25 protein-coding genes are annotated in these 24,835 nt (G+C 64.1%); 13 read left to right on the forward strand and 12 right to left on the reverse strand.

Going from position 1 to position 24,835, the window contains the following annotated elements; all coding sequences use genetic code 11:
- Positions 1-74: 74 nt before the first annotated feature.
- From HY852_RS18110 to HY852_RS18130, 5 genes are all read left to right on the forward strand, one after another.
- A complete protein-coding gene (locus HY852_RS18110; RefSeq protein WP_291606156.1) occupies positions 75-1,286 on the forward strand; it encodes a cytochrome P450 in 1,212 nt (403 codons plus the stop codon).
- A gap of 194 nt (positions 1,287-1,480) precedes the next feature.
- Positions 1,481-2,701: a bifunctional alpha/beta hydrolase/OsmC family protein gene (locus HY852_RS18115; RefSeq protein WP_291606157.1), complete on the forward strand. Its 1,221-nt coding sequence runs from the start codon at positions 1,481-1,483 to the stop codon at positions 2,699-2,701.
- A gap of 244 nt (positions 2,702-2,945) precedes the next feature.
- Complete coding sequence (gene paaI, locus HY852_RS18120) at positions 2,946-3,410, forward strand: hydroxyphenylacetyl-CoA thioesterase PaaI (RefSeq protein ID WP_291606256.1); 465 nt, start codon at positions 2,946-2,948, stop codon at positions 3,408-3,410.
- Between the two features lie 19 nt (positions 3,411-3,429).
- Positions 3,430-4,761, forward strand: coding sequence for a phenylacetate--CoA ligase PaaK (paaK, locus tag HY852_RS18125; protein ID WP_291606158.1), 1,332 nt, complete (start codon positions 3,430-3,432; stop codon positions 4,759-4,761).
- A gap of 1 nt (position 4,762) precedes the next feature.
- Complete coding sequence (locus HY852_RS18130; protein ID WP_367116371.1) at positions 4,763-5,230, forward strand: GIY-YIG nuclease family protein; 468 nt, start codon at positions 4,763-4,765, stop codon at positions 5,228-5,230.
- A gap of 7 nt (positions 5,231-5,237) precedes the next feature.
- On the opposite strand, the gene paaE is transcribed toward HY852_RS18130, so the two are convergent.
- From paaE to HY852_RS18170, 8 genes are all read right to left on the reverse strand, one after another.
- Complete coding sequence (gene paaE / locus HY852_RS18135) at positions 5,238-6,317, reverse strand: 1,2-phenylacetyl-CoA epoxidase subunit PaaE (RefSeq protein WP_291606159.1); 1,080 nt, start codon at positions 6,315-6,317, stop codon at positions 5,238-5,240.
- 112 nt (positions 6,318-6,429) lie between these two features.
- Complete coding sequence (paaD, locus tag HY852_RS18140) at positions 6,430-6,933, reverse strand: 1,2-phenylacetyl-CoA epoxidase subunit PaaD (protein WP_291606160.1); 504 nt, start codon at positions 6,931-6,933, stop codon at positions 6,430-6,432.
- Positions 6,927-7,703: a 1,2-phenylacetyl-CoA epoxidase subunit PaaC gene (gene paaC, locus HY852_RS18145; RefSeq protein WP_291606161.1), complete on the reverse strand. Its 777-nt coding sequence runs from the start codon at positions 7,701-7,703 to the stop codon at positions 6,927-6,929. The genes paaD and paaC overlap by 7 nt, the downstream gene beginning before the upstream one ends.
- Before the next feature lie 133 nt (positions 7,704-7,836).
- Positions 7,837-8,124: a 1,2-phenylacetyl-CoA epoxidase subunit PaaB gene (gene paaB, locus HY852_RS18150; RefSeq protein WP_291606162.1), complete on the reverse strand. Its 288-nt coding sequence runs from the start codon at positions 8,122-8,124 to the stop codon at positions 7,837-7,839.
- A 9-nt stretch (positions 8,125-8,133) separates the two neighbouring features.
- On the reverse strand, positions 8,134-9,126 hold the full coding sequence (gene paaA / locus HY852_RS18155) for a 1,2-phenylacetyl-CoA epoxidase subunit PaaA (RefSeq protein WP_291606163.1): 993 nt from the start codon (positions 9,124-9,126) through the stop codon (positions 8,134-8,136).
- Between the two features lie 78 nt (positions 9,127-9,204).
- Positions 9,205-10,071 (reverse strand): phenylacetic acid degradation operon negative regulatory protein PaaX, encoded by an 867-nt coding sequence (paaX, locus tag HY852_RS18160; RefSeq protein ID WP_291606164.1) that lies wholly within the window; start codon positions 10,069-10,071, stop codon positions 9,205-9,207.
- Positions 10,072-10,138: 67 nt separating this feature from the next.
- Positions 10,139-11,422, reverse strand: a complete 1,284-nt coding sequence (locus HY852_RS18165) for a DUF445 domain-containing protein (RefSeq protein WP_291606165.1) — start codon at positions 11,420-11,422, stop codon at positions 10,139-10,141.
- A gap of 172 nt (positions 11,423-11,594) precedes the next feature.
- Positions 11,595-12,071: a phasin gene (locus HY852_RS18170; RefSeq protein WP_291606166.1), complete on the reverse strand. Its 477-nt coding sequence runs from the start codon at positions 12,069-12,071 to the stop codon at positions 11,595-11,597.
- A gap of 265 nt (positions 12,072-12,336) precedes the next feature.
- Between HY852_RS18170 and HY852_RS18175 the strand changes: the two genes are divergently transcribed.
- On the forward strand, positions 12,337-13,254 hold the full coding sequence (locus HY852_RS18175) for an alpha/beta hydrolase (protein ID WP_291606167.1): 918 nt from the start codon (positions 12,337-12,339) through the stop codon (positions 13,252-13,254).
- 42 nt (positions 13,255-13,296) lie between these two features.
- On the opposite strand, the gene HY852_RS18180 is transcribed toward HY852_RS18175, so the two are convergent.
- From HY852_RS18180 to HY852_RS18190, 3 genes are all read right to left on the reverse strand, one after another.
- Complete coding sequence (locus tag HY852_RS18180) at positions 13,297-14,292, reverse strand: alpha/beta fold hydrolase (protein ID WP_291606168.1); 996 nt, start codon at positions 14,290-14,292, stop codon at positions 13,297-13,299.
- Between the two features lie 68 nt (positions 14,293-14,360).
- Positions 14,361-15,161 carry an alpha/beta hydrolase gene (locus HY852_RS18185; protein WP_291606169.1) on the reverse strand — a complete coding sequence of 267 codons (801 nt, stop codon included), beginning with the start codon at positions 15,159-15,161 and terminating at the stop codon, positions 14,361-14,363.
- A complete protein-coding gene (locus HY852_RS18190) occupies positions 15,161-15,406 on the reverse strand; it encodes a DUF6489 family protein (RefSeq protein ID WP_291606170.1) in 246 nt (81 codons plus the stop codon). Before HY852_RS18190 ends, HY852_RS18185 begins: the two co-directional genes overlap by 1 nt.
- Before the next feature lie 360 nt (positions 15,407-15,766).
- Here HY852_RS18190 and HY852_RS18195 point away from each other — a divergent pair, with 360 nt between their 5' ends.
- From HY852_RS18195 to HY852_RS18225, 7 genes are all read left to right on the forward strand, one after another.
- Entirely contained in the window at positions 15,767-17,365 is a 1,599-nt protein-coding gene (locus HY852_RS18195; protein WP_291606171.1) for an ABC transporter substrate-binding protein, read from the forward strand.
- 99 nt (positions 17,366-17,464) lie between these two features.
- Positions 17,465-18,445, forward strand: coding sequence for an ABC transporter permease (locus HY852_RS18200; RefSeq protein ID WP_291606172.1), 981 nt, complete (start codon positions 17,465-17,467; stop codon positions 18,443-18,445).
- Between the two features lie 2 nt (positions 18,446-18,447).
- Positions 18,448-19,419 (forward strand): ABC transporter permease, encoded by a 972-nt coding sequence (locus tag HY852_RS18205; protein ID WP_291606173.1) that lies wholly within the window; start codon positions 18,448-18,450, stop codon positions 19,417-19,419.
- Positions 19,420-19,441: 22 nt separating this feature from the next.
- On the forward strand, positions 19,442-20,428 hold the full coding sequence (locus HY852_RS18210; RefSeq protein WP_291606174.1) for an ABC transporter ATP-binding protein: 987 nt from the start codon (positions 19,442-19,444) through the stop codon (positions 20,426-20,428).
- Positions 20,425-21,417 (forward strand): ABC transporter ATP-binding protein, encoded by a 993-nt coding sequence (locus tag HY852_RS18215; RefSeq protein WP_291606175.1) that lies wholly within the window; start codon positions 20,425-20,427, stop codon positions 21,415-21,417. Before HY852_RS18210 ends, HY852_RS18215 begins: the two co-directional genes overlap by 4 nt.
- A 78-nt stretch (positions 21,418-21,495) precedes the next feature.
- Complete coding sequence (locus HY852_RS18220) at positions 21,496-23,298, forward strand: gamma-glutamyltransferase family protein (RefSeq protein ID WP_291606176.1); 1,803 nt, start codon at positions 21,496-21,498, stop codon at positions 23,296-23,298.
- Between the two features lie 27 nt (positions 23,299-23,325).
- A complete protein-coding gene (locus HY852_RS18225; protein WP_291606177.1) occupies positions 23,326-24,036 on the forward strand; it encodes a DUF1028 domain-containing protein in 711 nt (236 codons plus the stop codon).
- 55 nt (positions 24,037-24,091) lie between these two features.
- Here the strand turns inward: HY852_RS18225 and HY852_RS18230 are convergent, their stop codons facing one another.
- Positions 24,092-24,835: a hypothetical protein gene (locus HY852_RS18230; protein ID WP_291606178.1), complete on the reverse strand. Its 744-nt coding sequence runs from the start codon at positions 24,833-24,835 to the stop codon at positions 24,092-24,094.

The raw sequence follows: 24,835 nt of genomic DNA on the forward strand, positions 1-24,835 counted from the left end.
ACACGTCCCCATTTGCACGCGAATATTTGCGCCGACTACCCGCTTTCAGTGAAACAAGCCTGAAGGATCGCCAGATGTCCGACGCCAGCATTATGCCTGCCCATCCGCCCGTCACCGACTGGGTCAACGATTTCGACCATACCGATCCGCGCTGGACCGAAAATCCCTATCCGATCTGGGACCAGATGCGCGCGGTGACCCCGGTCGCCCACACCAATCGATTCCAGGGCTGCTACATGCCGACCACCTATGAGGCGGTCAGGCAGATCTCCCACGACACCGAGCACTTCTCCTCGCGCCGCGTCATCGTCCGCGACGAACGGCCCGAGGTGGCGAGAAATGCCGCACCGCCGATCACCTCCGATCCGCCGGAGCACAAGCCGGCCAAGCAGTTGCTGCTGCCGCCGTTCACGCCCGACGCGGTGAAGAAGCTGGAGCCGCGGGTCCGCGCCATCTGCAGCGAGCTGATCGACGGGTTCCTCGCCGATGGCAAATGCGACGCGGCGCAGGCATACACCAAGTACATTCCGGTGCGAACGATGGCCTATCTGCTCGGCATTCCCGAGAGCGACAGCGATTTGTTCGTAAAATGGATCCACCAGATCCTCGAGCTCAGCATCAAGAACGAGAGCATGCTGGTGCAGGCGGTCCAGGAGATGACCGCGTATTTCACCCCCTATGTCGAGGCCCGCAGGAACAGCCCGGGCGACGACCTGATCTCCTATCTGCTCAAGGCCAGGGACAAGAACGGCCAGCCGCTGGAAGACAGCCACGTGATGGGCACGGTGCGCCTCGCCCTGATCGCCGGCATCGACACCACCTGGAGCGCGATCGGCGCATCGATGTGGCATCTCGCCAGGACGCCGTCCGACCGCAAGCGCCTGCTCGCCGAGCCCGAACTGATGCCGACGGCGGTCGAGGAATTCCTGCGCGCCTACGCCCCGGTGACGATGGCGCGCGAGGTGATGAAGGAGACCACCGTCCAGGGCTGTCCGATGAAGCCGGGCAACACGGTGCTGCTGTCGTTCCCCTCCGCCAACCGCGATCCCAAGGCCTTCCCGGATGCCGACAAGGTCTTGATCGACCGCAAGCAAAACCCCCACAGCGCCTTCGGGCTCGGGGTCCACCGCTGCGTCGGTTCCAACCTGGCGCGGATGGAAATCACTGTCGCGCTCGAGGAATGGCTCAAGCGCATTCCCGAGTTCCGGCTCGATCCGGCCGACAAGGTGACCTGGTCCCAGGGCACCGTGCGCGGCCCGCGGCGTATGCAGATCCTGTTCGGATAGCTCGCGGCCGACGCGTTCGTTCGTGCTCTCCCTTCGTGCTACCATGGCGGCGCCGGGTCATCCCGGCGTCGCCCGATAGCGTTGCCGGGGACACCGGGCTATTGGGAAGTGCGCGGCTACCACGACCGCGGCGCCCTCTGGGCAGAGTAGAGCTATTCCGGGGATTGACTTATACTTCATCGGGAGAGCCATCCATGCCGACGGAACGCTTTCAATTCATCGGCGAAGGCGGCCATCGGCTGGCGGCCGCGCTGGAACTGCCGCAAGGAGAACCTTCGGCCTACGCTCTTTTTGCGCATTGCTTCACCTGCGGCAAGGATGCGTTGGCGGCCAAGCGCATCGCCGTCGCGCTCGCGGCACGGGGCGTTGCGACGCTGCGTTTCGATTTCACAGGCCTCGGCTCCAGCGAAGGCGATTTCGCCAACTCAACCTTCTCCTCGAACGTCGCCGACCTCGTCCGCGCCGCCGATCATCTGCGTCAAACCCGCAATGCGCCCGCCATCCTGATCGGCCACAGCCTCGGCGGCGCCGCGATCCTCGCGGCAGCCGAGCGCATTGCGGAAGCGAAAGCCGTCGTGACTATCGCTGCCCCATCCGATCCCTCCCACGTCACCGGGCTTTTCAGCGAGCATGTCGATGACATCCGCAAGCACGGCGAGCTCCAAGTCTCGCTCGCCGGCCGCACCTTCAGCATCAAGCGAGAATTCCTTGACGACATCGTCGAGCAGAATTTGATGGCGCGTGTTGGTCAGCTGGGCAAGGCGCTCCTGATCATGCATGCGCCGACCGACGATACGGTCGGAATCGACAACGCGACCCGGATCTTCGTCGCTGCGAAACACCCAAAGAGCTTCGTCTCATTGGCGGACGCTGACCATCTGCTCAGCAAGATCGGCGACTCCAACTATGCCGCAGAGGTCATAGCAGCCTGGGCAAGCCGCTATGTCGGCCCGGCCGCGCCGAAGGCCGTCGACCGCGGCGAGGCTCCGCGCCAGGTCGTGGTCCGTGAAACCCGCAACGGCAAATTCCAGCAGGCGATTTCCGTCGGACCGCATCGCCTGGCCGCGGACGAGCCGACCGCGGCCGGCGGCGAAGATACGGGCCTTTCGCCCTACGATTTCCTGCTTGCCGGGTTGGGCGCCTGCACCTCCATGACCATGCGCCTCTATGCCGATCGCAAGTCATTGCCGCTCAAGCGCGTCACCGTGACACTGAAGCACGGCAAGATCCATGCGAAGGACTGCGCCGAGTGCGAAACGCGCGAGGGCAAGATCGACCAGATCGAGCGGGTGATATCGATGGAAGGTGCGCTCGACGCCGAGCAACGCAACAAGCTGATGGAAATCGCCGACAAGTGCCCGGTGCACCGCACACTGACGTCGGAGATCCGTATCGTGACGTCGGCGGCGGATTGATCCGCTTTCGCCGGGCTGGTTACGGCCGCAGGATCACGCGGTCGCGCGAGGAGCCCGCGACCGGCGCGGGCCGCTCATCCGAGCTGTGGGCAAGCGCCATCAGGGCGTTCCGGTCTTGGCCGGCGATTTGACGCCAGCGGGGATCATTGCCATCATGATTGACCGGGTGATCGCGTACAGCAACAAGCGCGGCTACCTTGCGGGAGGACATCTTGAATTCATTTTCGCGTCACCGGAGCCGCCGGTGACCCTTAAAGCCAGCATTTCCCAGGACGAACTCGCACGCGCCTGCACGGACGCGGCGTGGAAGGAAGACGACGCCAGCAAGCGCCTCGGCATGGAGATCGTCGACGTCGGCGCGGGCCGCGCCACGCTGGCCATGACCGTTCGCGCCGACATGGTGAACGGCCATCGCATCGCGCACGGCGGCTTCATCTTCACGCTGGCCGATTCCGCCTTCGCCTATGCCTGCAACTCCCACAACGAGCGCGTGGTCGCCGCGCAAGGCCAGATCACCTTCTTGAGGCCCGGCAAGCTGGGCGACCGGCTGGTGGCGACGGCGCGGGAGGTTTCGCGCACCGGCCGCTCCGGCATCTACGATGTGCGCGTCACCGCCGGCGATACCGTGATCGCGGAATTTCGCGGCCATTCGCGCGTCGTTGCCGGCTCCTGGGTGCCGGGCGCAGAAGAAAAGGCCAAATCGCCATAGATCGTTGAGGAGACGCACGATGGCCCACGCCAACCTGCAGACCAAAGCGAGCAGTTACATTCCCGAGATGGACAAGATCGAAGCCGCCCCGCGCGACGAAATCATGGCGCTGCAGACCAAGCGCCTCGCCTGGTCGTTGTCCCACGCGTATGAGAATGTCACCCACTACAAAAAGGCTTTCGACAAAGCCGGCGTCCATCCCTCCGACTTCAAGGAGCTGTCGGACCTTTCCAGGTTTCCCTTCACCACCAAGACCGACCTGCGCGACAACTATCCCTTCAACATGTTCGCCGTGCCGCGGGAAAAGCTGGTGCGCGTGCACGCCTCGTCCGGCACCACCGGCAAGCCCATCGTGGTCGGCTACACTGAGGCCGACATCAACACCTGGTCGGAGGTGATGGCGCGCTCGATCCGCGCCGCCGGGGGCCGCACCGGCATGATCATCCACAACGCCTATGGCTACGGCCTGTTCACCGGGGGCCTTGGGGTGCATTACGGCGCGGAAAAGCTCGGCTGCACCGTGGTGCCGATCTCCGGCGGCATGACCGAGCGGCAGGTTCAGCTCATCAACGACTTTCGTCCCGACATCATCACGGTGACGCCGAGCTACATGCTCGCGATCCTCGACGAGTTCAAGCGGCAGAAGCTCGATCCGCGGCAGTGTTCTCTCAAGATCGGCATCTTCGGCGCCGAGCCCTGGACCAATGCGATGCGTCGCGAGATCGAGGAAGCCTTCGACATGGACGCGACCGACATCTACGGCCTGTCGGAGGTGATCGGTCCGGGCGTCGCCCAGGAATGCATCGAAAGCAAGGACGGCCTGCACATCTGGGAAGATCATTTCTATCCCGAGGTGATCGATCCGGACACCGGCGCGGTGCTGCCCGACGGCGAGAAAGGCGAACTGGTCTTCACCTCTCTCACCAAGGAAGGCTTCCCCGTGATCCGCTATCGCACGCGCGACCTGACGCAGCTGTTGCCGGGGACGGCGCGGCCGGGCATGCGGCGCATGGAGAAGGTCACCGGCCGGTCCGACGACATGATCATCCTGCGCGGGGTCAACCTGTTCCCCACCCAGATCGAGGAGGTGCTGCTCGCGACCGACTGGTGCGGCGGGCATTTCATCCTCGAACTTACGCGCGACGGGCGCATGGACGAGCTCACCATCGTTGCCGAGGCGCGGCCCGAAGCGTGGGACGGTCACGGGCTGATCGACCATGCCGACCGGATCGCGACCCACATCAAGAACACGATCGGCGTCACCTGCAAGGTCCGCGCGGTCGCACCCGACACGCTCGAGCGCTCCCTCGGCAAGGCCAGGCGCGTCCACGACAAGCGCCCGAAGGATTGATATGCTGACCCTCATGGTGAGGAGGCGCGCCAGCGCCGTCTCGAACGATGAGGCCCGGCCTCTTGCAGCTCGGCCTTCATCCTTCGAGACGCTTGCTTCGCAAGCTCCTCAGGATGAGGGGCAGCAGCGGCGCAAGGAGGTGAGCATGAATGAAGGCGCGTTCCTGTACATCCTCCGCTGCGCCGATGGCAGCTATTACATCGGTGTCACGCGCACATCACTTGAGGCGCGGATAGCGCAGCACAATGCAGGAACGTTCGGCGGCTACACTTTGACGCGACGTTCCGTGAAACTCGTCTTCTCGCAATGGTTCGAGCACGTGACCGACGCGATCGAGAATGAGCGCAAGCTGAAGAAGTGGAGCCGAGCGAAAAAGGAAGCCCTTATTCTAGGCGATCTTACTGCATTAAGGGAGCTTTCAAAGCGCAAGTCGCCGCACCGGTCAGCAGAGCCACGCCCCGCGGAATGACGACGCCTCACACGTGGTCGTAATCGACCACGACCCGCTCGGAGGACGGCTTGGCCTGGCAGGTCAGGATGAAGCCGGCCTTGAGCTCCCACGGCTCCAGCGCGTAATTGGTGTCCATCGGCGCCTTGCCCTCGACGAGCTTGGCGCGGCAGGTCGAGCACATGCCGCCCTTGCAGGAGAACGGCAGGTCGATGCCGGCACGCAAGGCGGCATCCAGGATCGCCTCGTCCTCGGCGACCGGCACCTCGCGACGCTTGCCGTCGATGATCAGCGCCGCGATCGCCTTCGGCGGGGCATCGGGCGCGATCGCCTTCTTCGGCCGCGGCCTGCCGCCGAACTCGGAGACGAAGCGCTCGACGTGGATGCGGTCAGCCGGCATGCCGAGATCGCGGCAGGTGACCTCGACCTCCTCGCTCATCCCCGACGGTCCGCAGACGAAGACGTGATCGACGGTCGCGGCCGGCACCAGCGAGCGCAGCAGCACCCTCACCTTCTCGCCGTCGAGTCGTCCGTGCAGGATCGGAATGTCCTGCTCCTCGCCCGAGATCACGTGGAAGATGGAGAGGCGGTCGATGAAGCGGTCCTTCAGCTCTTCCAGCGTCTCGCGAAACAGCATGCCGGCGCTGGAGCGATTGCCGTAGAACAGGAAGAACCGGCTTTTCGACTCGCGCGCCAGCACGCCCTTGATGATCGAGATGATCGGCGTGATGCCCGAGCCCGCGGCAAAGCCGACATAGATCCGCGCGGCCTCCGGCGCGGGCGCTATGCCGAACCGCCCGGTCGGCGTCATGACGTCGAGCTCATCGCCGCACTTCAGCTGATCGGTAACCCAGCCCGAGAACGCGCCGCCATCGACCCTCTTCACCGCGATGCGGATCTCGCCGTCGTCGGGACCCGAACAGATCGAATACGACCTGCGCACTTCTTCGCCGTCGAGCATGGTGCGCAAGGTCAGGTACTGGCCCGGCGTGAAGCTGTAGTCGCTCTCGAGCTCCTTCGGGATCGCAAAGCTCATCGACACTGCGTCATCTGACTCCTGGCGCAGATCGTTGACGGCCAGGCGATGGAAACGTGGGGCGTGCGACATCAAGGATTCTCCACGAACCATTGCGTCGTCATTGCGAGCAATCCAGGCATTCTCCACGGTGACCTTCTGGATTGCTTCGCTTCGCTCGCAATGACGGGGAATAGTCATCGCATCAATGACACTTGAAGTAATCGAACGGCTCGCGGCAACTCCTGCAGCGCCACAGCGCCTTGCAGGAGGTCGAGCCGAATTCGGAAATGAGCTCGGTGTTCTCGGAACCGCATTGCGGGCACGCCACGCACTGCTCCCCGAACAGCGCCCGGCGCGAGGTCGAGGCGAGCGGCGGCGCGATGCCGTATTCCCGGAGCTTGCGGCGACCCTCCACGCTCATCCAGTCCGTGGTCCAGGCCGGCGACAGCACCGTGCGCACTTTCGGGCGCGGAAAACCTTCCTTCTCGAGCGCCAGCTCGATTTCGAGCGCGATCATGTTCATCGCCGGGCAGCCCGAATAGGTCGGCGTGATGGCAACCTCGACGCCGCCTTCGTTGACACTGACGTCCCGCAGCACGCCGAGATCGGCGATGGTAAGCACCGGGATCTCCGGATCGACCACGCTCGCCGCGGCGTTCCAGGCGCGCCGGCGCAGCTCGGCATTGCTTTCGAGAACGCTCACCATGTGAGGCCCTGATACGTGCGTTGCATGTGTTGCAGTTCGCTAAGGAGGTAGCCGAGATGCTCGCTGTGGCGACCGCTGCGGCCGCCCTGCTGCATCCAGTCGTTTGTGGGCAGCGCCAGCGTCGCCTCGATCATCACGTCGGAAATCGTCCTGCGCCATTGCGCTCGCAGTGTTTCCGGATCAACGGCGATACCTGCATCGATCAGGCCGCGCTCACCGCTCTCGACCGAAAACATCTCGCCGGTTAATGCCCAGAGATCATCGATGGCAGCCTGCGCGCGGCGATGGCTCTCCTCCGTGCCGTCGCCGAGACGGATCACCCATTCGGACGCGTGTCTTAAGTGATAGGCGCTTTCCTTCTCCGACTTCGCCGCAATCGCTGCCAGCGTGGCATCGCTCGATTTCATCATCGCGCGCCAATAGAGGTCGGCGAAGGCGGAATAGAACAGCTGACGCACCATGGTCTGCGAGAAGTCGCCGTTCGGCCGTTCGACCAGCAGCAGGTTGCGGTACTGCCGCTCCTCGCGAAGATAGGCGAGCTTGTCCTCGTCGTTGTTCTTGCCTTCGACCTTGGCGGCGTAGCTGAAGAGCTCGCGGGCCTGCCCGAGCAGGTCGAGCGCCATGTTGGACAGCGCCATGTCCTCTTCGAGGATCGGCGCATGGCCGGACCATTCGGACAGGCGATGGCCGAGGATCAGCGCATCGTCCGCGCGGCGCAGCGTGTAGAGGACCAGCGGCGTTTCGGAGACCTGGATGTTGGCGACCATCATTTCCCTATCCACTTGTTCTTCCTCATCCTGAGGAGCCTGCGCAGCAGGCGTCTCGAAGGATGGGCCGCGGGTGACTCGGGGCCTCATGGTTCGAGACGCCGCTTCGCGGCTCCTCACCATGAGGGGCGAGCGTTCACATGTGCCCCACTTCGTCCGGTATCTCGTAGAACGTCGGATGCCGGTAGATCTTGGATTCGGCCGGCTCGAACATCATCGCCTTGTCGGCGGGATCCGAGGCGGTGATCGCGCTCGACGGTACCACCCAGATCGAGAGTCCCTCGCCCCGGCGCGTGTAGATGTCACGAGCGGCCTGCAGCGCCATGGTGGCGTCACTCGCATGCAGCGAGCCGACATGCTTGTGCGCGAGCCCGTTGCGGCTGCGAATGAAGACTTCCCACAGCGGCGTGTTCGGCGTGGACATCGTCACCTCCTATTCGGCAGCCTGTGCGGTCCGGCGGAACTTGCGCTTCTCGGCATAGCGAGCTGCGGCCTCGCGCACCCAGGCGCCGTCTTCGTGCGCCTTGCGCCGCGCGGCCATGCGATCGCGGTTGCAGGGACCGTTACCGGCGAGCACCTGCTTGAACTCTTCCCAATCGATCTCGCTGTATCGCCAGTGCCCGTCCGCGTCCTGCTTCATCCCGCGATCGGGAATGGTGAGGCCGAGATACTGCGCCTGCGGCACCGTGGCATCGACGAACTTCTGGCGCAGCTCGTCATTGGAGAAGCGCTTTATCTTCCACCTGGTCGAAGTGTCGCTGTGCTGGCTGGCGTTGTCGGGCGGACCGAACATCATCAGCACCGGCCACCACCAGCGGTTCAACGCATCCTGCGCCATCGCCTTCTGCTCTTCCGAGCCGCGCGACAGCGCCAGCATGATCTCGTAGCCCTGGCGCTGGTGGAAGGATTCCTCCTTGCAGACGCGGATCATCGCCCGCGCGTAAGGACCATAGGAGCAGCGGCACAGCGGAATCTGGTTCATGATCGCCGCGCCGTCGACCAGCCAGCCAATTGCGCCGATGTCCGCCCAGGTCAGGGTCGGGTAGTTGAAAATCGAGGAGTACTTGGCCTTGCCGGCCAAGAGCGCATCGACCAGTTCCTCGCGCGAGGCGCCCAGGGTCTCGGCAGCGGCGTAAAGGTAAAGCCCGTGGCCGCACTCGTCCTGCACCTTGGCGAGAAGCCCCACCTTGCGGCGCAAGGTCGGAGCGCGCGTGATCCAGTTGCCTTCGGGCAGCATGCCGACGACTTCGGAATGGGCATGCTGCGAGATCTGGCGGACGAGAGTCTTGCGGTAGGCAGCCGGCATCCAGTCGTTCGGCTCGATGCGCTCCTCCGCATCGATACGCGCCTGGAACTTCGCGGCGTGCGCGGAATCCTCGAGGTGGCGGTCCTCGGCCTCGGACGTGTTCAGCGCCTGCGTATACACGGCCCGACCTCCCTTATTGATTGAGGTCAATATATATAACGAAATTCCCGTTATGCAATACAATTCTGTAACATGAACTCAGTTCCGGAACCGACGTTCCAGGACGTTGCGCGCCGGAGGCAGCGCTCCTCTTTCGCTGATGGCATGGCCGTCCAGCCATTGTTCAGACGGCCCGAGCAGCGCTCGGTAAATCTCGCCGGTGAGTTCGCGGGCCGCCCTGCCCGGCCAGTTCGCAGGCAACAGCGCGCCCGGCAACAATGGATCGCGCAACACGACGCGCCGGTAGTAGTGGATCAGCAGGATGCGCGCGGTAAAGGCGTCGCTGTCCGAAAGGTTCCCACCCCGGCCGATCCGCCCGCGCAACGGCTCGAACATCTTGATGAACTTCAGGTAGGCATCGGCCGTGCGATCGAGCGGCCAGCTTGCGCTGAGCAGTCGCCTGCCGGCATCGTCCTCGGCCGAGACTTCCAATCGGATCGCGCCCTCCGCTTCCTGGGGGACCGGGACGCCCGATGGCGCGACCCACACGCCCGGCAGCGGACTGCCGAATCCTGCATTCTTCAAGGCCTCGCGCGCCGCGTCGCGGTCGTCGCCGTTGCTGATCAGCAGCAGTTCGAAACGACCGGTCCAGTCCGACGGTGGCGGATCATAGATGTGCCGCGTTGCCGCCTCGAAGGTCTCGCGACCCTTGTCCGCGAGGCGATAGAAGCTGTTGCGGCCGACCTTCTCGCGCGTCAGCCAGCCGTCGGCGGCGAGGCGCGACATCGCCGTCCGCACCACGCCGCTATCAATGTCGAGCGTCTTGAAGAACTCCAGCAGCGTGCCCAGCCACACGGAGCCGCCGCGCGGCACGATGGCATCGCCGAACACCGTAATGATGATTGAGCCGGTGCGTGACGGCTCGCGCTTGAGTTGGGCGATGATGGAGGAAAGCGGGTGGGCCATGCCCAACGCATAGCGCGTTTCAGCGGCGGCGAACAATGCTGCTCGGCGACTTCCAATCCAGATCGTCTCACAGCAGCCGCAGCAGGAATTCGGCGGTATAGAGACCAAGGCCCGCGAGGCCGCCGATCATCGAGCCGTTGAAGCGGATATATTGCAGGTCCCGACCGATATTGATCTCGATGAGCGAGATCAACTGCGCCATGTTCCAGGCCTTGACCTGGTCGGAGATGAAGCTCGATACGCCGCTCTTCTGTTCGGCGATGAAGTTGCGGACCACGGCCGCCAGGCCCTGGTTGATCTCGCTGCGCAGCTCCGAATCGGAAGCGAGCGCCTCGCCGGCTTCGACCAGCATTCGCGCGAAATGATGCTGGAGCACCTGGGTCTCGCCGGCGGCGCTGCGATCGATGAAGGCGCGCACGTTCGCCCAGATGGTGCGCGCGAGATCGGCAAGCTCGGGCCGCGCCAACAGATCGCGCTTGAGCCCATCGATTCGATCCCGGTAGTTCGCGTCGGTGCCGAGCCGGTCAACGAGCGACAGCACCATGCGGTCAAACTCGTCGCGGAACGGATGTTTCGGATCGCCGCGCACTTCCTCGAAGAACGCGGTCGCCGAGGCGACGATTTTGTCGACCAGGTATTTGTCGGCACGGTAGAGGCGGAGCAGCGTCGGCAGTTCCGCGCGCACCTTCTCGCGGAACATCGCCATGGTCTCTTTCTGCGTGAGGGTACCATGCACGACGGCGAGGAAATCGTCGAACAGCGCCTGGTGCCTGCTCTCCTGCACGAAGGAGCGCAGCGTGCCGGCGATAAGCGGCGCAACGTCAATCGACTGCAATTGCGCGCCTATTCGGCGCGTGACGAAGGTCATCAGCCCCGAGCTTTCCGTGGCCGAGAAGGCCTCCGGTAGCAGGCGCAGCACAAATCCGGCGAGGTCGTTGCCATGTTTGCGATCGCGCAGCCAGTCGGCGATGAATCCGCCGAAATCGACCTCGCGCAGCTTGGCTTCGACCGGACCTGACCCGAGGAAGTGCGTCTCGATGAATTCGCCGAGCTTGTCGGCGATACGATGCTGGTTGCTCTGGATGATCGCCGTGTGCGGGATCGGCAGGCCCAATGGCCGCTTGAACAGCGCCACAACCGCGTACCAGTCCGCCAGCCCGCCGATCGCGGCGGCTTCGGCAAAGGCGGCGATGAAGCCGAACACGGGATGCACGTTGAGCAGGGTTTTTGCGACGACGAACAGCGCAAGCGTCGAGGCCAGCACAAGCGTTGCCAGCGCTTTGACGCGCCTTAAGTCCGCCGCTCGCGCCGCATCGGGGGCGTCGAATGTACCTATAGCGGGGCCGGTCATGACGACATTTTCCTCATCCTGAGGAGCCTGCGAAGCAAAGGATGAGGCCTCATGGTTCGAGACGGCGCAAGAGCGCCTCCTCGCCATGAGGAGCACCGGCGAATGGAGGACAGAAAAAAACAAGGCCCGCCGAAGCGGGCCCGAAACGCAGTTTCTTGCCTCAAGAACGCGATCAGGCGCTCTTGTTGTAGCCCTTGGCGAAATTGTCCTGAGCGGCCTTGGCACCGTTGGCGGCGAGCTTGCCCAGATAGTCGGTGGTAGCCTTCGCCCGCGAGACGAACACCTCGCCGCGCGCGCGGAGCATGTCCGACTGGACCTGCACCGCCTCGTTGATCGACTTGGCGGACGCCAGCTTGTCGATGCCGGCAAAGAACGCCTCGGTGTCCTCGTAGATCGCCTGCTGAATGTTGCGGCTGATCTTGCCGGCCTCGGTGACGGATTCCGCCACGGCATTCTCGATCGCGGAAGTCACCCGCTCCGAGCCAGCAAACACTTCGGCGGCACGCTCCTTGGCGGTGCTGGTAGTCTTCTTGACGAACTCCCGGGCCGCCTCGGGAACTTCCAGGTTCTGGAGGTTCTTGAACGCCTCGGTGACCGGCGCGAAGGCTTCCTTGAAGCTGTCGAAAGCCGGATTCGTTTCAGTGGTCATGGGGTCTCTCCATCCTCAGGGTTTGAGCTATGGGCTCACCCCGTCCGGATCTGGCCCGGGGCATCCTCCATATGGCATCGTTAATGCTGCACTGCAACATTGATGCTGCACTGCGGTATCACGAACGCGTGATCGATTCAGAATCGGGTACAAAAATACCTGAAATCGCTCGGCAGGACGGGCGCGCGGCCAGGCCACCATTCCGACTTTGCCAAGCCTCCATGCGATAGAACAATGAGCGACCGCCATCCAGGGGAACGCGCCCGTGAACCGACCCAGCCATCAGCCGCCGCGGATCGCCCGCGCCAACGGTATCGACATCTGCTACGAAATTTTCGGCGATGCGGTTGCCGAGCCGCTGCTGCTGATCATGGGTCTGGGCGGCCAGATGATCCAGTGGGACGACGCCTTCTGCGAACAACTCGCCGCGCGCGGATTCCGTGTGATCCGCTTCGACAACCGCGACATCGGCCAGTCCAGCAAGATGACCGGCGGCAAGCGCCTGACGGCGCTCGAACTGCTCAGGCTGCGCCTGTTCAGGATTCCGGTATCGGCGCCCTACAGGCTCATCGACATGGCAAGGGACACGGTCGGGCTGATGGACGCGCTCGACATCAGGTCGGCGCATCTCGTCGGCATGTCGATGGGCGGCATGATCGCGCAGGAGATCGCGATTTCCTTTCCGCAGCGGGTGCGCTCGCTGACCTCGATCATGTCGAGCACGGGCAACCCGCGGATTCCGCCTCCGAGCCGCGAGGCATCGGCGATGTTGATGGCGCCCCCGCCAACCACCAAGGCGGAATATCTCGTGCGCTACGCCAATACCTGGAAAATGCTGCGCGCGGGCAGCTTTCCCGATGACGAAGCGCGCGACGCCGAACGGGCCGAGCGGACTTATGAGCGCGGGCTCAACCCGGTCGGCGTCGGCCGGCAGCTTCGCGCCGTGCTCGCCTCCGGCAGCCGCAAGGCGCGGCTACACTCGGTCACGGCGCCGACGCTGGTCATTCATGGCACGGCCGACCCGCTGGTGCACCCGTTGGCCGGCAAGGACACCGCAGCCTCGATACCCGGCGCGAAACTCCTGATGATCGAGGGCATGGGGCACGCGCTGCCGATCCGCTTCTGGCCGCAGATCATCGACGCCATCGAAAAGCACGCTCATCGCGCGGCGCGGGAGGTGTAAGCGCGTCCGACCAACCGAGAATGGGCACAAAGCCGTCTTGCGCTATCCGAACCGCCTTCTGCGCCATTCGATCAGCTTGGCGCTGACCTCCTCCGGCTTTTCCTGCTGCGTCCAGTGACCGCTGCCCTGCACGAGATATTTCTCGAGGTCGGGAATGAGCTTCTCCATCCCGTCCGCCGCTGATGGCGGCAGCACCGCGTCGTTCTCCGCCATGATCATCAGGGACGGCACGCGCACGGTATGGTCGAGACCTGCCGAGCGTTGCCAATTGCGCGACATGTTGCGGTACCAGTTGATGCCGCCGGTGAAGCCGGTTCTGCCGAACGCCTCGACGAATACCTGCTTCTCCTCCGGAGACAGGATCGGCGTGCGCGCATCGAGCCTGGCGTCATAGGCCGCAATCATCTGCGGAAAGGCCAGATTGGTCTTCGACGAAGCGCCTATCCCGGCCGTCGGCGACTCCGGTTTCGCCATCTCTCTGCGCGGCAGCGGCTTGCGCATGAAGGCGTCGAAGGTCTGCTCCACGCGGCTGTTGAAGATGTTGTCGGCTTCGTGCGTCGGATCTTGGAACTGCACGATGTACATCGTCTCGCCGAAACGCTTGCGCATCAGCTCGATCGGATCGACGGGCGCGCGATCGGTGTGCGGGGTGTTGATGCCGACCACCCCGGCCACTCGATTCGGATGGCGGAGCGGCATCTGCCAGACGACGAAGCCGCCCCAGTCATGGCCTACGAAGATCGCCATGTCGATCTCGAGGTGATCGAGCAGGCCGACGAGATCGGCGGTCAAATGCTCGATATCATAGGCCTCGACCGGCTCGGGCCGGTCGGTGGTGCCATAGCCGCGCTGGTCCGGCGCGATCACTCGAACGCCGGCTTCGCTGAGCGCCTTGATCTGATGGCGCCAGGAGAACGCAAGCTCCGGCCAGCCGTGGCACAGCACCATCGGCGGCCTGTCGCCCGCCGGACCCGCTTCATAGTAGCCCATGCGAATCCCGTTCGTCGGTGCGAACTTGAGCGGCGGCATTTCGATCATGGGGTCAGATCCGCGGCAATTTGCAGAATATGGCGCGGCGGCCGCCTCATGCGGTCGCGCTTTACCTATCAGAACGATAGTGCCTGCTTCTGGAGGGCGTAGGCAATGGCAAACGGACCCGAGCGGTCGAACGGCGTGAACCGTCCTTCCGCCTGCGACAGCCGGTCCGCGACGGCCCACAGCGCCGCAGGATTGACGCTGAGCCCGATGTGGCTGGCGCCAAGCACTTCGATATTCTCGGCCTGCTCCGAGGCGCGCAACCTGCACGTGTTCCAGTTCACGATGCCGTCTGTACGCGAATAGATCGAAGTGGTCGGCACCGGCAGGTCGCCGGCAATCGCCTCGCGAAGCTCGGCATGGTCTTCGACCTTCTCTCCCGACAGCGCCTCGTAAAGCCGCGTCGCATTGGTGGCACGCACGTCGTTGGCGAACGGACTGCCTAGGCTGATGACGTAACGCACCTCTTCGGGCGCCTGTAGTGCGAGATCGCGGGCATAGACGCCGCCGAGACTCCAGCCGACGAGACTGACCTTGCGCCCGGTGACGGAGAAGATTTGGCCAAGACGATCGCGCAGGGCCGATCGTATCCGCGCCACCCCTCCGATATTGCGGCCCATCTGCCAGCCGTGGGTATCGTATCCCAGCGCGCGCAGATAGCGGCGCATCGGCAGCATGGAGAGGTCGCTGGCGAGGAAACCGGGCAGGACCAGCACCGGATGGCCATCGCCGCGCGGCGCCCGCATCAACAGCGGCGAGAGCAGAACGCTTGCGTTGAGCTCGAGCACACCTCTTGCTTCGGCAAGCAACAGGCCAAAGCTCGGCGGATGAAGCCGTCCCCCCGTGTCGGCTTCGTTTCGCCCGGGCAGCATTATTTCTTCTTGCCGCCTCCCCCACCGAGTCCGGCCATGGCGACAAACATGTCCTGGAAGCGTTCAGCAACCTTTGGATCGAACCAGTTCTGCATCATCGATTCCGGCGAGATCTTCTCGATGTTGGCCGTCATCTGCTGCTGCAGTTTGTCCATCACGGCCATTTGCATCGGCGATACGTCCGGCAGTCCGAAGAACTGTCGGGCCTCGAGGGGCGTGCAATCGATTTCGATGTTAACCTTCATTATCCCCTCCTCCTCGGATTTCGAGCGGTGGTTGCGCAGTATCACCGCGAGTTGCAGCACGACGCAAGCGGTCTTGAGGCCAGGATCCGCCAGCCTGTGCCGTGACCGGCAGAGAGGGTCAATAATCGCTCAATTCGAAAGATGGTTTCAACGGGGCTAACTGGCGCCCGTTCCAGCCGCAGCCCGGCAGAGGAATGGAAATGCCATGGTGCAGCACGGCACGACGGCTCGAATAGCTTGCATGCGCCGGCGACGCCTTGATCGCGCCGAGGGGAATTGCCGCTTGCAGGGGCGACAACCTCTCTGGCAACATGGCTCGATCATCGCGTCAGGCGACCATTACAGCGGAGAACATTGAGCATGTCGGCACGCCAAATCCTGCTTGCGGCGACCCTGGCCTCGATCGTCGCCTTCCCGCTGTCGCCCGCTGCAAGCCAGACCTTGCGCTACGCCAACCAGGGCGACCTCAAGTCGCTTGACCCCTACACGCTGAAAGAGACGACGACGATCGCTCATCACGGGCATGTCTACGACGGTCTCGTTGCCCGCGACAAGGACCTGAAGATCGTTCCGGCACTGGCGGAGAGCTGGGAGACGCTGAATCCGACCCAATGGCGCTTTCACCTCCGCAAAGGAGTGAAATTCCACAATGGAGACCCGTTCACCGCGGAAGATGTGATCTTTTCCGCGGAGCGCGTGCGGGCCAAGGGTTCCAACTTTCTGAGCAACGTTCCCGCCGACGCCAAGTTCGTCAAGGTCGACGACTACACGGTCGACGTGATGCTCGACTCGCCCAATCCCATCCTGATTTCGCAATGGGATAGTTGGTACATCATGGACAAGAAGTGGTGCGAGCAGAACAACGCGGTCGCGCCGACCCCGGCTTCCGCGACCACCCCGAGCTACGCCGCGCTCCACGAAAACGGCACAGGCCGCTTCATCATCGATAGTCACCAGCCCGGCGTGAAGACCGTCTACAAGGCCAATCCGAACTGGTGGGGCAAGTCCGAACACAATCTCAAGGAGATCATTTTCACGCCGATCGCGTCGGACGCGACTCGTGTGGCGGCGCTGCTGTCGGGCGAGGTCGACGTGATCGAGCCGGTTCCGATCCAGGACATCCAGCGTGTCAACAGCAGCGGAACCGCCGCCGTCCAGACCGGTCCGGAACTTCGCACCATCTTCCTCGGCATGGATCAGGTGCGCGACGAATTGCTGTATTCGAACGTGAAGGGAAAGAATCCCTTCAAGGACATCCGGGTTCGCGAGGCCTTCTATAAGGCGATCGACATCGAGTTGATCAAGGGCCGGGTCATGCGCGGACTTTCGACCCCCTCGGCACTGATGATCGCGCCCCCGCTGTTCCCGTTAGCCAAGGACTTTACCCGCCAGAAGTTCGATCCAGACGCCGCCAAGAAGCTGCTGACCGAAGCGGGTTACCCCGACGGCTTCGAGGTCACGATGGATTGCCCGAACGACCGCTACGTCAACGACGCGGCGATCTGCCAGGCGGTGGTCGGCATGCTGGCGCGCATCGGCGTCAAGGTGGACCTGTTGGCACAACCCAAGGCGCAGTATTTCGCCAAGGTGCTCAAACCGGGCGGCTATCAGACCTCGTTCTACCTCCTGGGCTGGACGCCGGCCTCGTCCGATTCCCACAACGTGCTGCACGACATCCTGGGCTGCCGGGACGACGCCAAGGATCCGACGCGCGGCGAAGGCAATCTCGGTGGCTATTGCAACAAGAAGGTGGATGTGCTGACCGACAAGATCCTGGTCGAGAGCGACACTGCCAAGCGCGACCAGATGATCAAGGAAGCGTTCCAGATCATCATCGACGACTACGGCTACATCCCGCTGCATCAGCAGGCACTGGCGTGGGGCGTCTCGAAAAAGGTGAAGCTGTCCCAGCGCGCCGACAACCAGGTGCTGCTCTACTGGGCGACGAAACAGGAATAGGACTGTCAGCGAAAGTTCCCGGCAGCGTTGCGCTTCCCGGATTTTTCGTTAAGACAAGCCATGATACGCGCCGCTGCCAACAAGAAGTGAAAGGATCAGATGCTCGCTTTCACTCTTCGCCGCGCAATCCAGGCACTCGGGGTGATGATCGCGGTCGGGATCATCGCCTTCGCCATGTTCCGTTTCGCGGGAGATCCGGTCAACCAGATCGTCTCGATCGACACTGCGGCAGCCGAACGCGCGGCGATCCGCAAATCGCTCGGCCTCGACGATCCGGTCATCGTGCAGTTCGGCCGATATTTCGCCGATGCTGCCCAGTTCAAATTCGGCGTCTCCTATCAGTTCCGCCAGCCGGTTACGAACCTCCTGATGGAACGGATGCCGGCAACGCTGGAGCTGGCGATCTGCGCCACCATCTTCGCAATGGTCTTCGGAATCCTGATGGGCGTGTACTCGGCGCTGCACCGCGACGGCCTGCTCGCCAAGGCGTTCCAGACGATATCCCTGATCGGCATCTCGTTGCCGACGTTCCTGATCGGCATTCTCCTCATCTACCTGTTTTCGGTCACGCTCGGCTGGCTGCCCTCGTTCGGACGCGGCGAGGTGGTTCGGATCGGCTGGTGGACCACCGGGCTCCTCACCCTGTCCGGGCTGAAGGCACTGATCCTGCCCTCCATCACGCTGGGGCTGTTTCAGATGACGCTGATCATGAGGCTGGTGCGGGCCGAAATGCTGGAGGTGCTGCGCACCGACTACATCCGTTTTGCCCGCGCCCGCGGCCTGACCACCCGCGCGATCCATTTCGGCCACGCGCTGCGAAACACGCTGGTTCCCGTCATCACGGTGGCCGGCCTGCAATTCGGCTCGGTCATCGCATTTGCGATCATCACCGAGACGGTATTTCAGTGGCCGGGAATGGGCCTGCTGTTCGTCCAGGCGGTGCACAATGTCGACATCCCCATCATGGCGGCCTACCTCATGATGGTGTCCCTGATCTTCGTCGCCATCAACTTCGTGGTCGATATCCTCTATACTGTCGTCGATCCGCGCCTGCGGTCGACCGTCAGCCGGCCGGCCTAAAGATGAGCGAAACTGTCGCAGAGCCCAACGCGGAAGAGCGCCCCTCGCACGGCACGACTCACCCGGGCTTGTTTGCGCGCCTCATCGACAGCGACCTGGTCCATTCGTTCCGCCGCTCCAGGCTCACCATGCTGGCGGCCCTGGTGACGCTGCTGTTCTTCCTGCTGGCGATCTTCGCGCCGCTTCTCGCCGTGCAGAACCCGTTCGATCCCGCCCAGCTCCAGTTGATGAATTCGCGCATCGCGCCGTTGTGGACGGCCGACGGCCAGAGCCCGTTCCTGCTCGGCACAGACGAGCAGGGCCGCGATGTCTTCTCCGCGATCCTCTACGGCCTGAGGATATCGCTCGCGGTCGGTGTGCTCGGCGTCATCTTCTCCGGCGTGCTCGGCATTCTCCTCGGCCTCATTGCCGGCTATTTCGGCGGCGCCGTCGACAGCCTGATCATGCGCATTGCCGACGTGCAGCTCTCCTTCCCTGCGATCCTGATCGCGCTACTTATCAACGGCGTGGTCAAGTCGGTGCTCGGCAACAAGCTGGACGCGGCGAGCATGCTCGGCGTGCTGGTGCTCGCGATTGGGCTCAGCTTCTGGGTGCAGTATGCTCGCACCGTGCGCGGCTCGGTGATGGTCGAGAAGAACAAGGATTACGTCGCTGCGGCACAACTGATCGGATTGCCGGCGGCCGTGATCATGCTTCGCCACGTGCTGCCGAACACGACGGGCCCGATCTTCGTGATCGCGACCATCAACCTTGCGCTGGCGGTCATCACCGAGGCCACGCTGTCCTTCCTCGGCTCCGGGATGCCAGAAACCATGCCTTCGCTCGGAACCCTGATCCGGATCGGCAACAATTATCTGTTCGCCGGCGAATGGTGGATCGTCACATTCCCCGGCGTGGCGCTCGCGGTGCTGATCCTTTCCATCAACCTGCTCGGCGACTGGCTGCGCGACGCGCTCAACCCGAAGCTCCGATGAACAGCCCTGACCGACTTCGTCCATGACCGAACCCGTTCTTTCCGTGCGCAACCTCCAGGTGGAGTTCATGACCCGCCGTGGAGCGCTGCGCGCGATCGACGACGTCTCCTTCGACATTGCCAAGGGTGAAGTGCTGGGCGTGGTCGGTGAATCCGGCGCCGGCAAATCCGTCACCGGCATGGCCGTGATCGGGCTCATCGATCCCCCAGGGGGTCTCGCGGGAGGGGAAATCCACCTGTCCGGCACGCGCATCGACAACCTGCCGCCGGAGGAAATGCGCCGCATCCGGGGCAAGCGGATCGGCATGATCTTCCAGGACCCGCTGACCAGCCTCAACCCGCTGTACCGGATCGGCGACCAGATCGTGGAGACGATCCGCACCCACACCAGCCTTTCCGAACGGGCGGCGCGCCGGCGCGCCATCGATCTGTTGGCCGAGGTCGGCATTCCCGCGCCGGAGAAGCGCATCGACGGCTATCCGCACGAATTCTCCGGCGGCATGCGCCAGCGCGTGGTGATTGCGCTCGCCATCTGCGCCGAGCCGGAACTGATCATTGCCGACGAACCCACCACCGCGCTCGACGTCTCCGTGCAGGCGCAGATCATCGCGCTGATCAAGCGCCTCGGGCGCGATCACGGCACCGCGGTGATGCTGGTCACCCACGACATGGGCGTGATCGCCGAGACCTCCGACCGCGTCGCGGTGATGTATGCCGGTCGGATCGCGGAGATCGGCCCGGTGCAGGAGGTCGTCAGGAATCCACTGCACCCCTACGCCAAGGGCCTGATGGGCGCGATCCCCACCCTGTCCGGCGAAGAAACGCGTTTGGTGCAGATCCCGGGCACGATGCCGCGGCTGTCGGCTATTCCACCGGGCTGCTCGTTCAACCCGCGCTGCGCCTTTGCTTTCGAGCGCTGCCGCATCGAACGGCCGGAGCCGATCCGCCAGGGCACGCAGGCCGTGGCCTGCCATCTCTGTGATGCCGCCGCAAAGGACAGTGCAGCATGAGTCCGGCTCCGTTCGTCCAGGCAAGAGATCTGCGCCAGGTCTTCGACGTTTCGAAACCGTGGCTCAACCGCATGCTCGAAGGCAGGCATCTCGAATTCCTCAAGGCGGTCGACGGCGTCAGTTTCGATATTGCCAAGGGCGAGACCTTTGCCATCGTCGGCGAGTCCGGATCGGGAAAGACCACGGTGGCGCGCATGGTGGTCGGACTGCTGCCGCCGAGTTCGGGCGAGGTTTTGATCGACGGCGTTTCGATGTCGGATCCTAAGCAGGCCTCGGCACGGCGGCGCCTGCGCCGGCGTATCCAGATGATCTTCCAGGATCCCTATGCCAGCCTCAATCCGCGCTTTCGCGTCGACGCCATCATCGCCGAGCCGATCCGCGCCTTCGATCTGATCGAGGGCGAACGCGACATACGGGCGCGCGTCGGCGAACTCCTGGGGCTGGTCGGGCTGCATCCCGACGACCGGCTGAAATTTCCCCACGAATTCTCCGGCGGGCAGCGCCAGCGCATAGCCATTGCGCGGGCACTCGCCTCCAACGCCGAATTCATCGTCTGCGACGAGCCGACCTCGGCGCTCGATGTTTCCGTGCAGGCGCAGATTTTGAACCTCATGCGCGACCTGCAGGACAAGCTTGGCCTCACCTACCTCTTCATCAGCCACAACCTCGCTGTGGTCCGCCACATGGCGAGCCGTGTCGGGGTCATGTATCTCGGACGCATCGTCGAAATTGCCGAAAGCCGCGAGTTGTTCGCCCAGCCGCGCATGCCCTACACCACGATGCTGCTGGGCGCGGTGCCGGATCTTGCCATGACCGGGCGGCAGCGCATTCCCGTCAAGGGCGAGATTCCGAATCCGATCGATCCGCCGCCCGGCTGCGCGTTCAATCCGCGCTGCCCGCTTGCGTTCGACCTGTGCCGCAAGGAAGCGCCCCGGCTGATCGACGGCGTTGCCTGTCACGCGGTCAACACCGCGCCGGCGCCGGCCTGATCTGCGCGGCACGAACAACGGTTGGCAGCCTGCTCCCGCTGTGCTCAAGTGCACACCGCCGCCAGCCAGTGGATCTCGATGAGCAACATCAATCCCGATCCGTTCACCACCCGGCCTGAGATCGAAGGCACGTTCGGGGTCGTCGCCTCGACCCACTGGATCGCAACAGCGGTGGGCATGGCGACGCTCGAGAAAGGCGGCAACGCCTTCGACGCAGGTGCCGCCACCGCCTTCACGCTGCAGGTGGTGGAGCCGCATCTCAACGGACCCGGCGGCGACGTGCCGATCATCGTCCACGATGTGCGGCGCGGCCGCGTCGAGGTGATCTGCGGCCAGGGACCGGCGCCCGCGCGCGCGACGATCGCTCATTACAGGAACGAGGGCCTCGACATGGTGCCCGGCACCGGGCTGTTGGCTGCCTGCGTGCCCGGCACCTTCGAGTCCTGGATGCTGCTCTTGCGCGATTACGGCACCCTGCGGCTGCGCGAAGTACTGGAGCCCGCAGTCGTCTACGCCCGCGACGGCTACCCGCTGGTCGAACGCGCCTCGGCCACCATTAGGACAGTCGAGCAGTTGTTCCGGCAGCACTGGCCGACATCGGCGGCGGTCTACCTGCCGAACAACGAGGTGCCGGCACCTGGCATCATCTTCACCAACAAGAAGCTCGCCGAAACCTACACGAGGATCCTGAACGAGGCCGAGAGCGCCGGCGGCAATCGCGAAGCGCAGATCGAGCGCGCGCGCAAGGCCTGGTCGCAGGGTTTTGTCGCGGAGGCTATCGACAGGTTCTGCCGCACCCAGGAGGTCATGGATGTCAGCGGCTCGCCGCATCGCGGCGTGCTCAGCGCCGACGACATGGCACGCTGGCAGCCGACGATCGAGGCGCCGCTGACCTATGACTATGGCCGCTACACCGTCTGCAAGGCCGGCGTCTGGAGCCAGGGGCCCGTTACGCTGCAGCAGCTCGCATTACTCAAGGGCTTTGCGATCGACGGGCTCGATCCGGCCGGGCCTGATTTCATCCATCTGCAGGTCGAATGCGCCAAGCTCGCCTTCGCCGATCGCGAGAAGTTCTACGGCGATCCGAACTTCACCGAAGTGCCGATCGCGACCCTGTTGTCCGACGCCTACAACGACGAACGCCGCAAGCTGATCTCCGACAAGGCCTCGCTCGAACTTCGTCCGGGGTCGATCGAGGGATTTGGCGGGACGGTGAAGCTCCGCCGGGCGGAAGTGCAGCGCGAGGCGGTCGGCGCGTTCGGCGCAGGCGAGCCGACTGTCGGCCGCTTTGGCGAGGTGCGCGGTGACACCGTGCATTTCGACATCATCGACAAGGCCGGCAACATGATCTCGTCGACGCCGTCGGGCGGCTGGCTGCAATCCTCACCGGTCATTCCCGAGCTCGGCTTCTGCCTTGGCAGCCGGGCCCAGATGTTCTGGCTCGAGGAAGCGCACCCGGCCGCGCTTGCGCCGGGAAAACGGCCGCGGACCACGCTTTCGCCCACCATGGCGCTGCGCGACGGCGAGCCGTATCTTGCCTGGGGAACGCCGGGCGGCGACCAGCAGGACCAGTGGGTCACGCAGTTCTTTCTGCGGCACGTTCATTGCGGGCTGAATTTGCAGGAAGCAATCGATGCGCCGGCCTGGCACTCCGAGCATTTCCCGATCTCGTTCTGGCCGCGCACCGCGCGGCCCGGCGTGCTCGTGGTCGAGAACCGCGTGCCCAAGGCGACCGTCAATGCGCTTAAGGCTCGCGGGCACATCGTCGAGGTCGGACCTGACTGGTCAGAGGGCCGTCTCACCGCGGCCTCCCGGGTGGGTGTGAGGCGGCGCGCGGCCGCCAATCCGCGCGGCATGCAGGGCTACGCGGCCGGACGCTGACGGACAGAGACGGACGGATAACACGACATGACCTGGTCGATCATCGCGCGAGACAAAGATACCGGCGAGTTTGGCATTGCGGTTGCGACACGGTTCTTCGCCGTCGGCGCGCGCGTGCCCTTCATCGCCTCCGGCCTTGGCGCCATCGCGACGCAAGCGCTGGTCAATCCCTATTACGGCATCGACGGCATAAAGCTTCTGCGCGAGGGCAGAAACGCTCACGACGTCCTCACCGCCCTGCTCGCAACCGACAGCGGCCGCGAGAGTCGCCAGCTTCACATCATGGATGCCAAGAGCGAGATTGCCGCCCACACCGGCAGCGACTGCGTCGACTGGAGCGGGCACATCGCGGGCAGCGGCTTTTCCATCGCCGGCAACATGCTCGCGGGCGCAGCCGTGCTCGATGAGACCGCTCACGCCTGGCTTTCCAATGAGAAGCTGCCCTTCCCAAGCCGGCTGATCGCGGCGCTGCGCGCCGGCCAAGCCGCCGGCGGCGACAAGCGCGGCAGGCAGTTCGCGGCCCTCCTGATTCATGGCGAAGAAGCGTGGTCCGCGCTCGATCTGCGCGTCGACGACCATCCCGATCCTCTCGCCGAGCTGGAGCGGCTCGAACAGAAAAGCCGCGAGCTGTGGGTGCATTTCCGGGAATTGCTGCCGACCCGCAAGGATCCCGCCGGTACCACCGACCGCGCGGTGATCGACGCCCGCATCGAAGCAGCCAAGACCACCAAGCAATGACTACGCTGATCTGCGCGACGCGCTCGGTCCGCGCCGGCGCTAACGGTGACCTGCTTCAGATCACGGTCTCGCGCATCACGCGCCGGCAATCCATCTCGTATTCGAGATCAACCACCGGCGGCCGCGCAAAGTGCCAGGTCAGGCCGGAGCGCATCGCGCCACGGCGGACCAGTTCGTCGGCAACGGCGGGATGAAAATCGTGCACCGAATAGGCCTGCACGCCCGTGGTCTCCTTCCAGCCGAAGCCGAATGCCGAGAGGCGCTCTTCCATTTCGCCGACGGTAAAGCCGACCTTTTCCCGTAATCCGTCCGGGCTGAGGTCGCGGTACCGCACGATCCGCTCGGAATAGGTGCCGGGGCCGCCGCGCGCCTCGGCTCCGCCGGCGATCACGAAGGTGGATGTCGAAGCGCCGGTCGGCCGCGTGAAGGAAAAGGCATAAAAGGACGGCTCAGCCGGTGGATCGATCTCCGGGCAGACATTGCTGCGCGCCACCGGATTGGTGGTGCCATCGAAAATGCCCCACTCCGCCAGTGTCTTGACGTAGTGCAGGTTGAAGGCGCGAAAGCCTTCTTCGGTGAACGCCGCAGGCGAGCGCAGTTCGCAGGCACAGAATGCGGTCAGCGGCCGTCCCGCTGCCTGGATGTACTTTGCGGCTTGAGCAAACCCATCCGCCAACGGCACGAGCTGATCGAAGCGAACGCGCTCGATTTCGTAGCCGGGATCGGCCGCGGCACCACTCGAATACTGGAACACGGCCGGGATGAAGCGGTAATTGCCGGAAGGAAAATCACGCGTCAT

Source organism: Bradyrhizobium sp., assembly GCF_016213215.1.
Classification (GTDB): Bacteria; Pseudomonadota; Alphaproteobacteria; order Rhizobiales; family Xanthobacteraceae; genus Bradyrhizobium.

Excerpts from the sequence above, each read along its gene's own strand:
- HY852_RS18110 (WP_291606156.1), top strand. The coding sequence starts at position 75 with ATGTCCGACGCCAGCATTATGCCTGCCCATCCGCCCGTCACCGACTGG.
- HY852_RS18115 (WP_291606157.1), top strand. The coding sequence starts at position 1,481 with ATGCCGACGGAACGCTTTCAATTCATCGGCGAAGGCGGCCATCGGCTG.
- paaK (WP_291606158.1), top strand. The coding sequence starts at position 3,430 with ATGGCCCACGCCAACCTGCAGACCAAAGCGAGCAGTTACATTCCCGAG.
- HY852_RS18130 (WP_367116371.1), top strand. The coding sequence starts at position 4,763 with ATGCTGACCCTCATGGTGAGGAGGCGCGCCAGCGCCGTCTCGAACGAT.
- paaE (WP_291606159.1), bottom strand. The coding sequence starts at position 6,317 with ATGTCGCACGCCCCACGTTTCCATCGCCTGGCCGTCAACGATCTGCGC.
- paaD (WP_291606160.1), bottom strand. The coding sequence starts at position 6,933 with ATGGTGAGCGTTCTCGAAAGCAATGCCGAGCTGCGCCGGCGCGCCTGG.
- paaC (WP_291606161.1), bottom strand. The coding sequence starts at position 7,703 with ATGATGGTCGCCAACATCCAGGTCTCCGAAACGCCGCTGGTCCTCTAC.
- paaB (WP_291606162.1), bottom strand. The coding sequence starts at position 8,124 with ATGTCCACGCCGAACACGCCGCTGTGGGAAGTCTTCATTCGCAGCCGC.
- paaX (WP_291606164.1), bottom strand. The coding sequence starts at position 10,071 with ATGGCCCACCCGCTTTCCTCCATCATCGCCCAACTCAAGCGCGAGCCG.
- HY852_RS18165 (WP_291606165.1), bottom strand. The coding sequence starts at position 11,422 with ATGACCGGCCCCGCTATAGGTACATTCGACGCCCCCGATGCGGCGCGA.
- HY852_RS18170 (WP_291606166.1), bottom strand. The coding sequence starts at position 12,071 with ATGACCACTGAAACGAATCCGGCTTTCGACAGCTTCAAGGAAGCCTTC.
- HY852_RS18180 (WP_291606168.1), bottom strand. The coding sequence starts at position 14,292 with ATGATCGAAATGCCGCCGCTCAAGTTCGCACCGACGAACGGGATTCGC.
- HY852_RS18185 (WP_291606169.1), bottom strand. The coding sequence starts at position 15,161 with ATGCTGCCCGGGCGAAACGAAGCCGACACGGGGGGACGGCTTCATCCG.
- HY852_RS18190 (WP_291606170.1), bottom strand. The coding sequence starts at position 15,406 with ATGAAGGTTAACATCGAAATCGATTGCACGCCCCTCGAGGCCCGACAG.
- HY852_RS18195 (WP_291606171.1), top strand. The coding sequence starts at position 15,767 with ATGTCGGCACGCCAAATCCTGCTTGCGGCGACCCTGGCCTCGATCGTC.
- HY852_RS18200 (WP_291606172.1), top strand. The coding sequence starts at position 17,465 with ATGCTCGCTTTCACTCTTCGCCGCGCAATCCAGGCACTCGGGGTGATG.
- HY852_RS18205 (WP_291606173.1), top strand. The coding sequence starts at position 18,448 with ATGAGCGAAACTGTCGCAGAGCCCAACGCGGAAGAGCGCCCCTCGCAC.
- HY852_RS18210 (WP_291606174.1), top strand. The coding sequence starts at position 19,442 with ATGACCGAACCCGTTCTTTCCGTGCGCAACCTCCAGGTGGAGTTCATG.
- HY852_RS18215 (WP_291606175.1), top strand. The coding sequence starts at position 20,425 with ATGAGTCCGGCTCCGTTCGTCCAGGCAAGAGATCTGCGCCAGGTCTTC.
- HY852_RS18220 (WP_291606176.1), top strand. The coding sequence starts at position 21,496 with ATGAGCAACATCAATCCCGATCCGTTCACCACCCGGCCTGAGATCGAA.
- HY852_RS18225 (WP_291606177.1), top strand. The coding sequence starts at position 23,326 with ATGACCTGGTCGATCATCGCGCGAGACAAAGATACCGGCGAGTTTGGC.
- HY852_RS18230 (WP_291606178.1), bottom strand. The coding sequence starts at position 24,835 with ATGACGCGTGATTTTCCTTCCGGCAATTACCGCTTCATCCCGGCCGTG.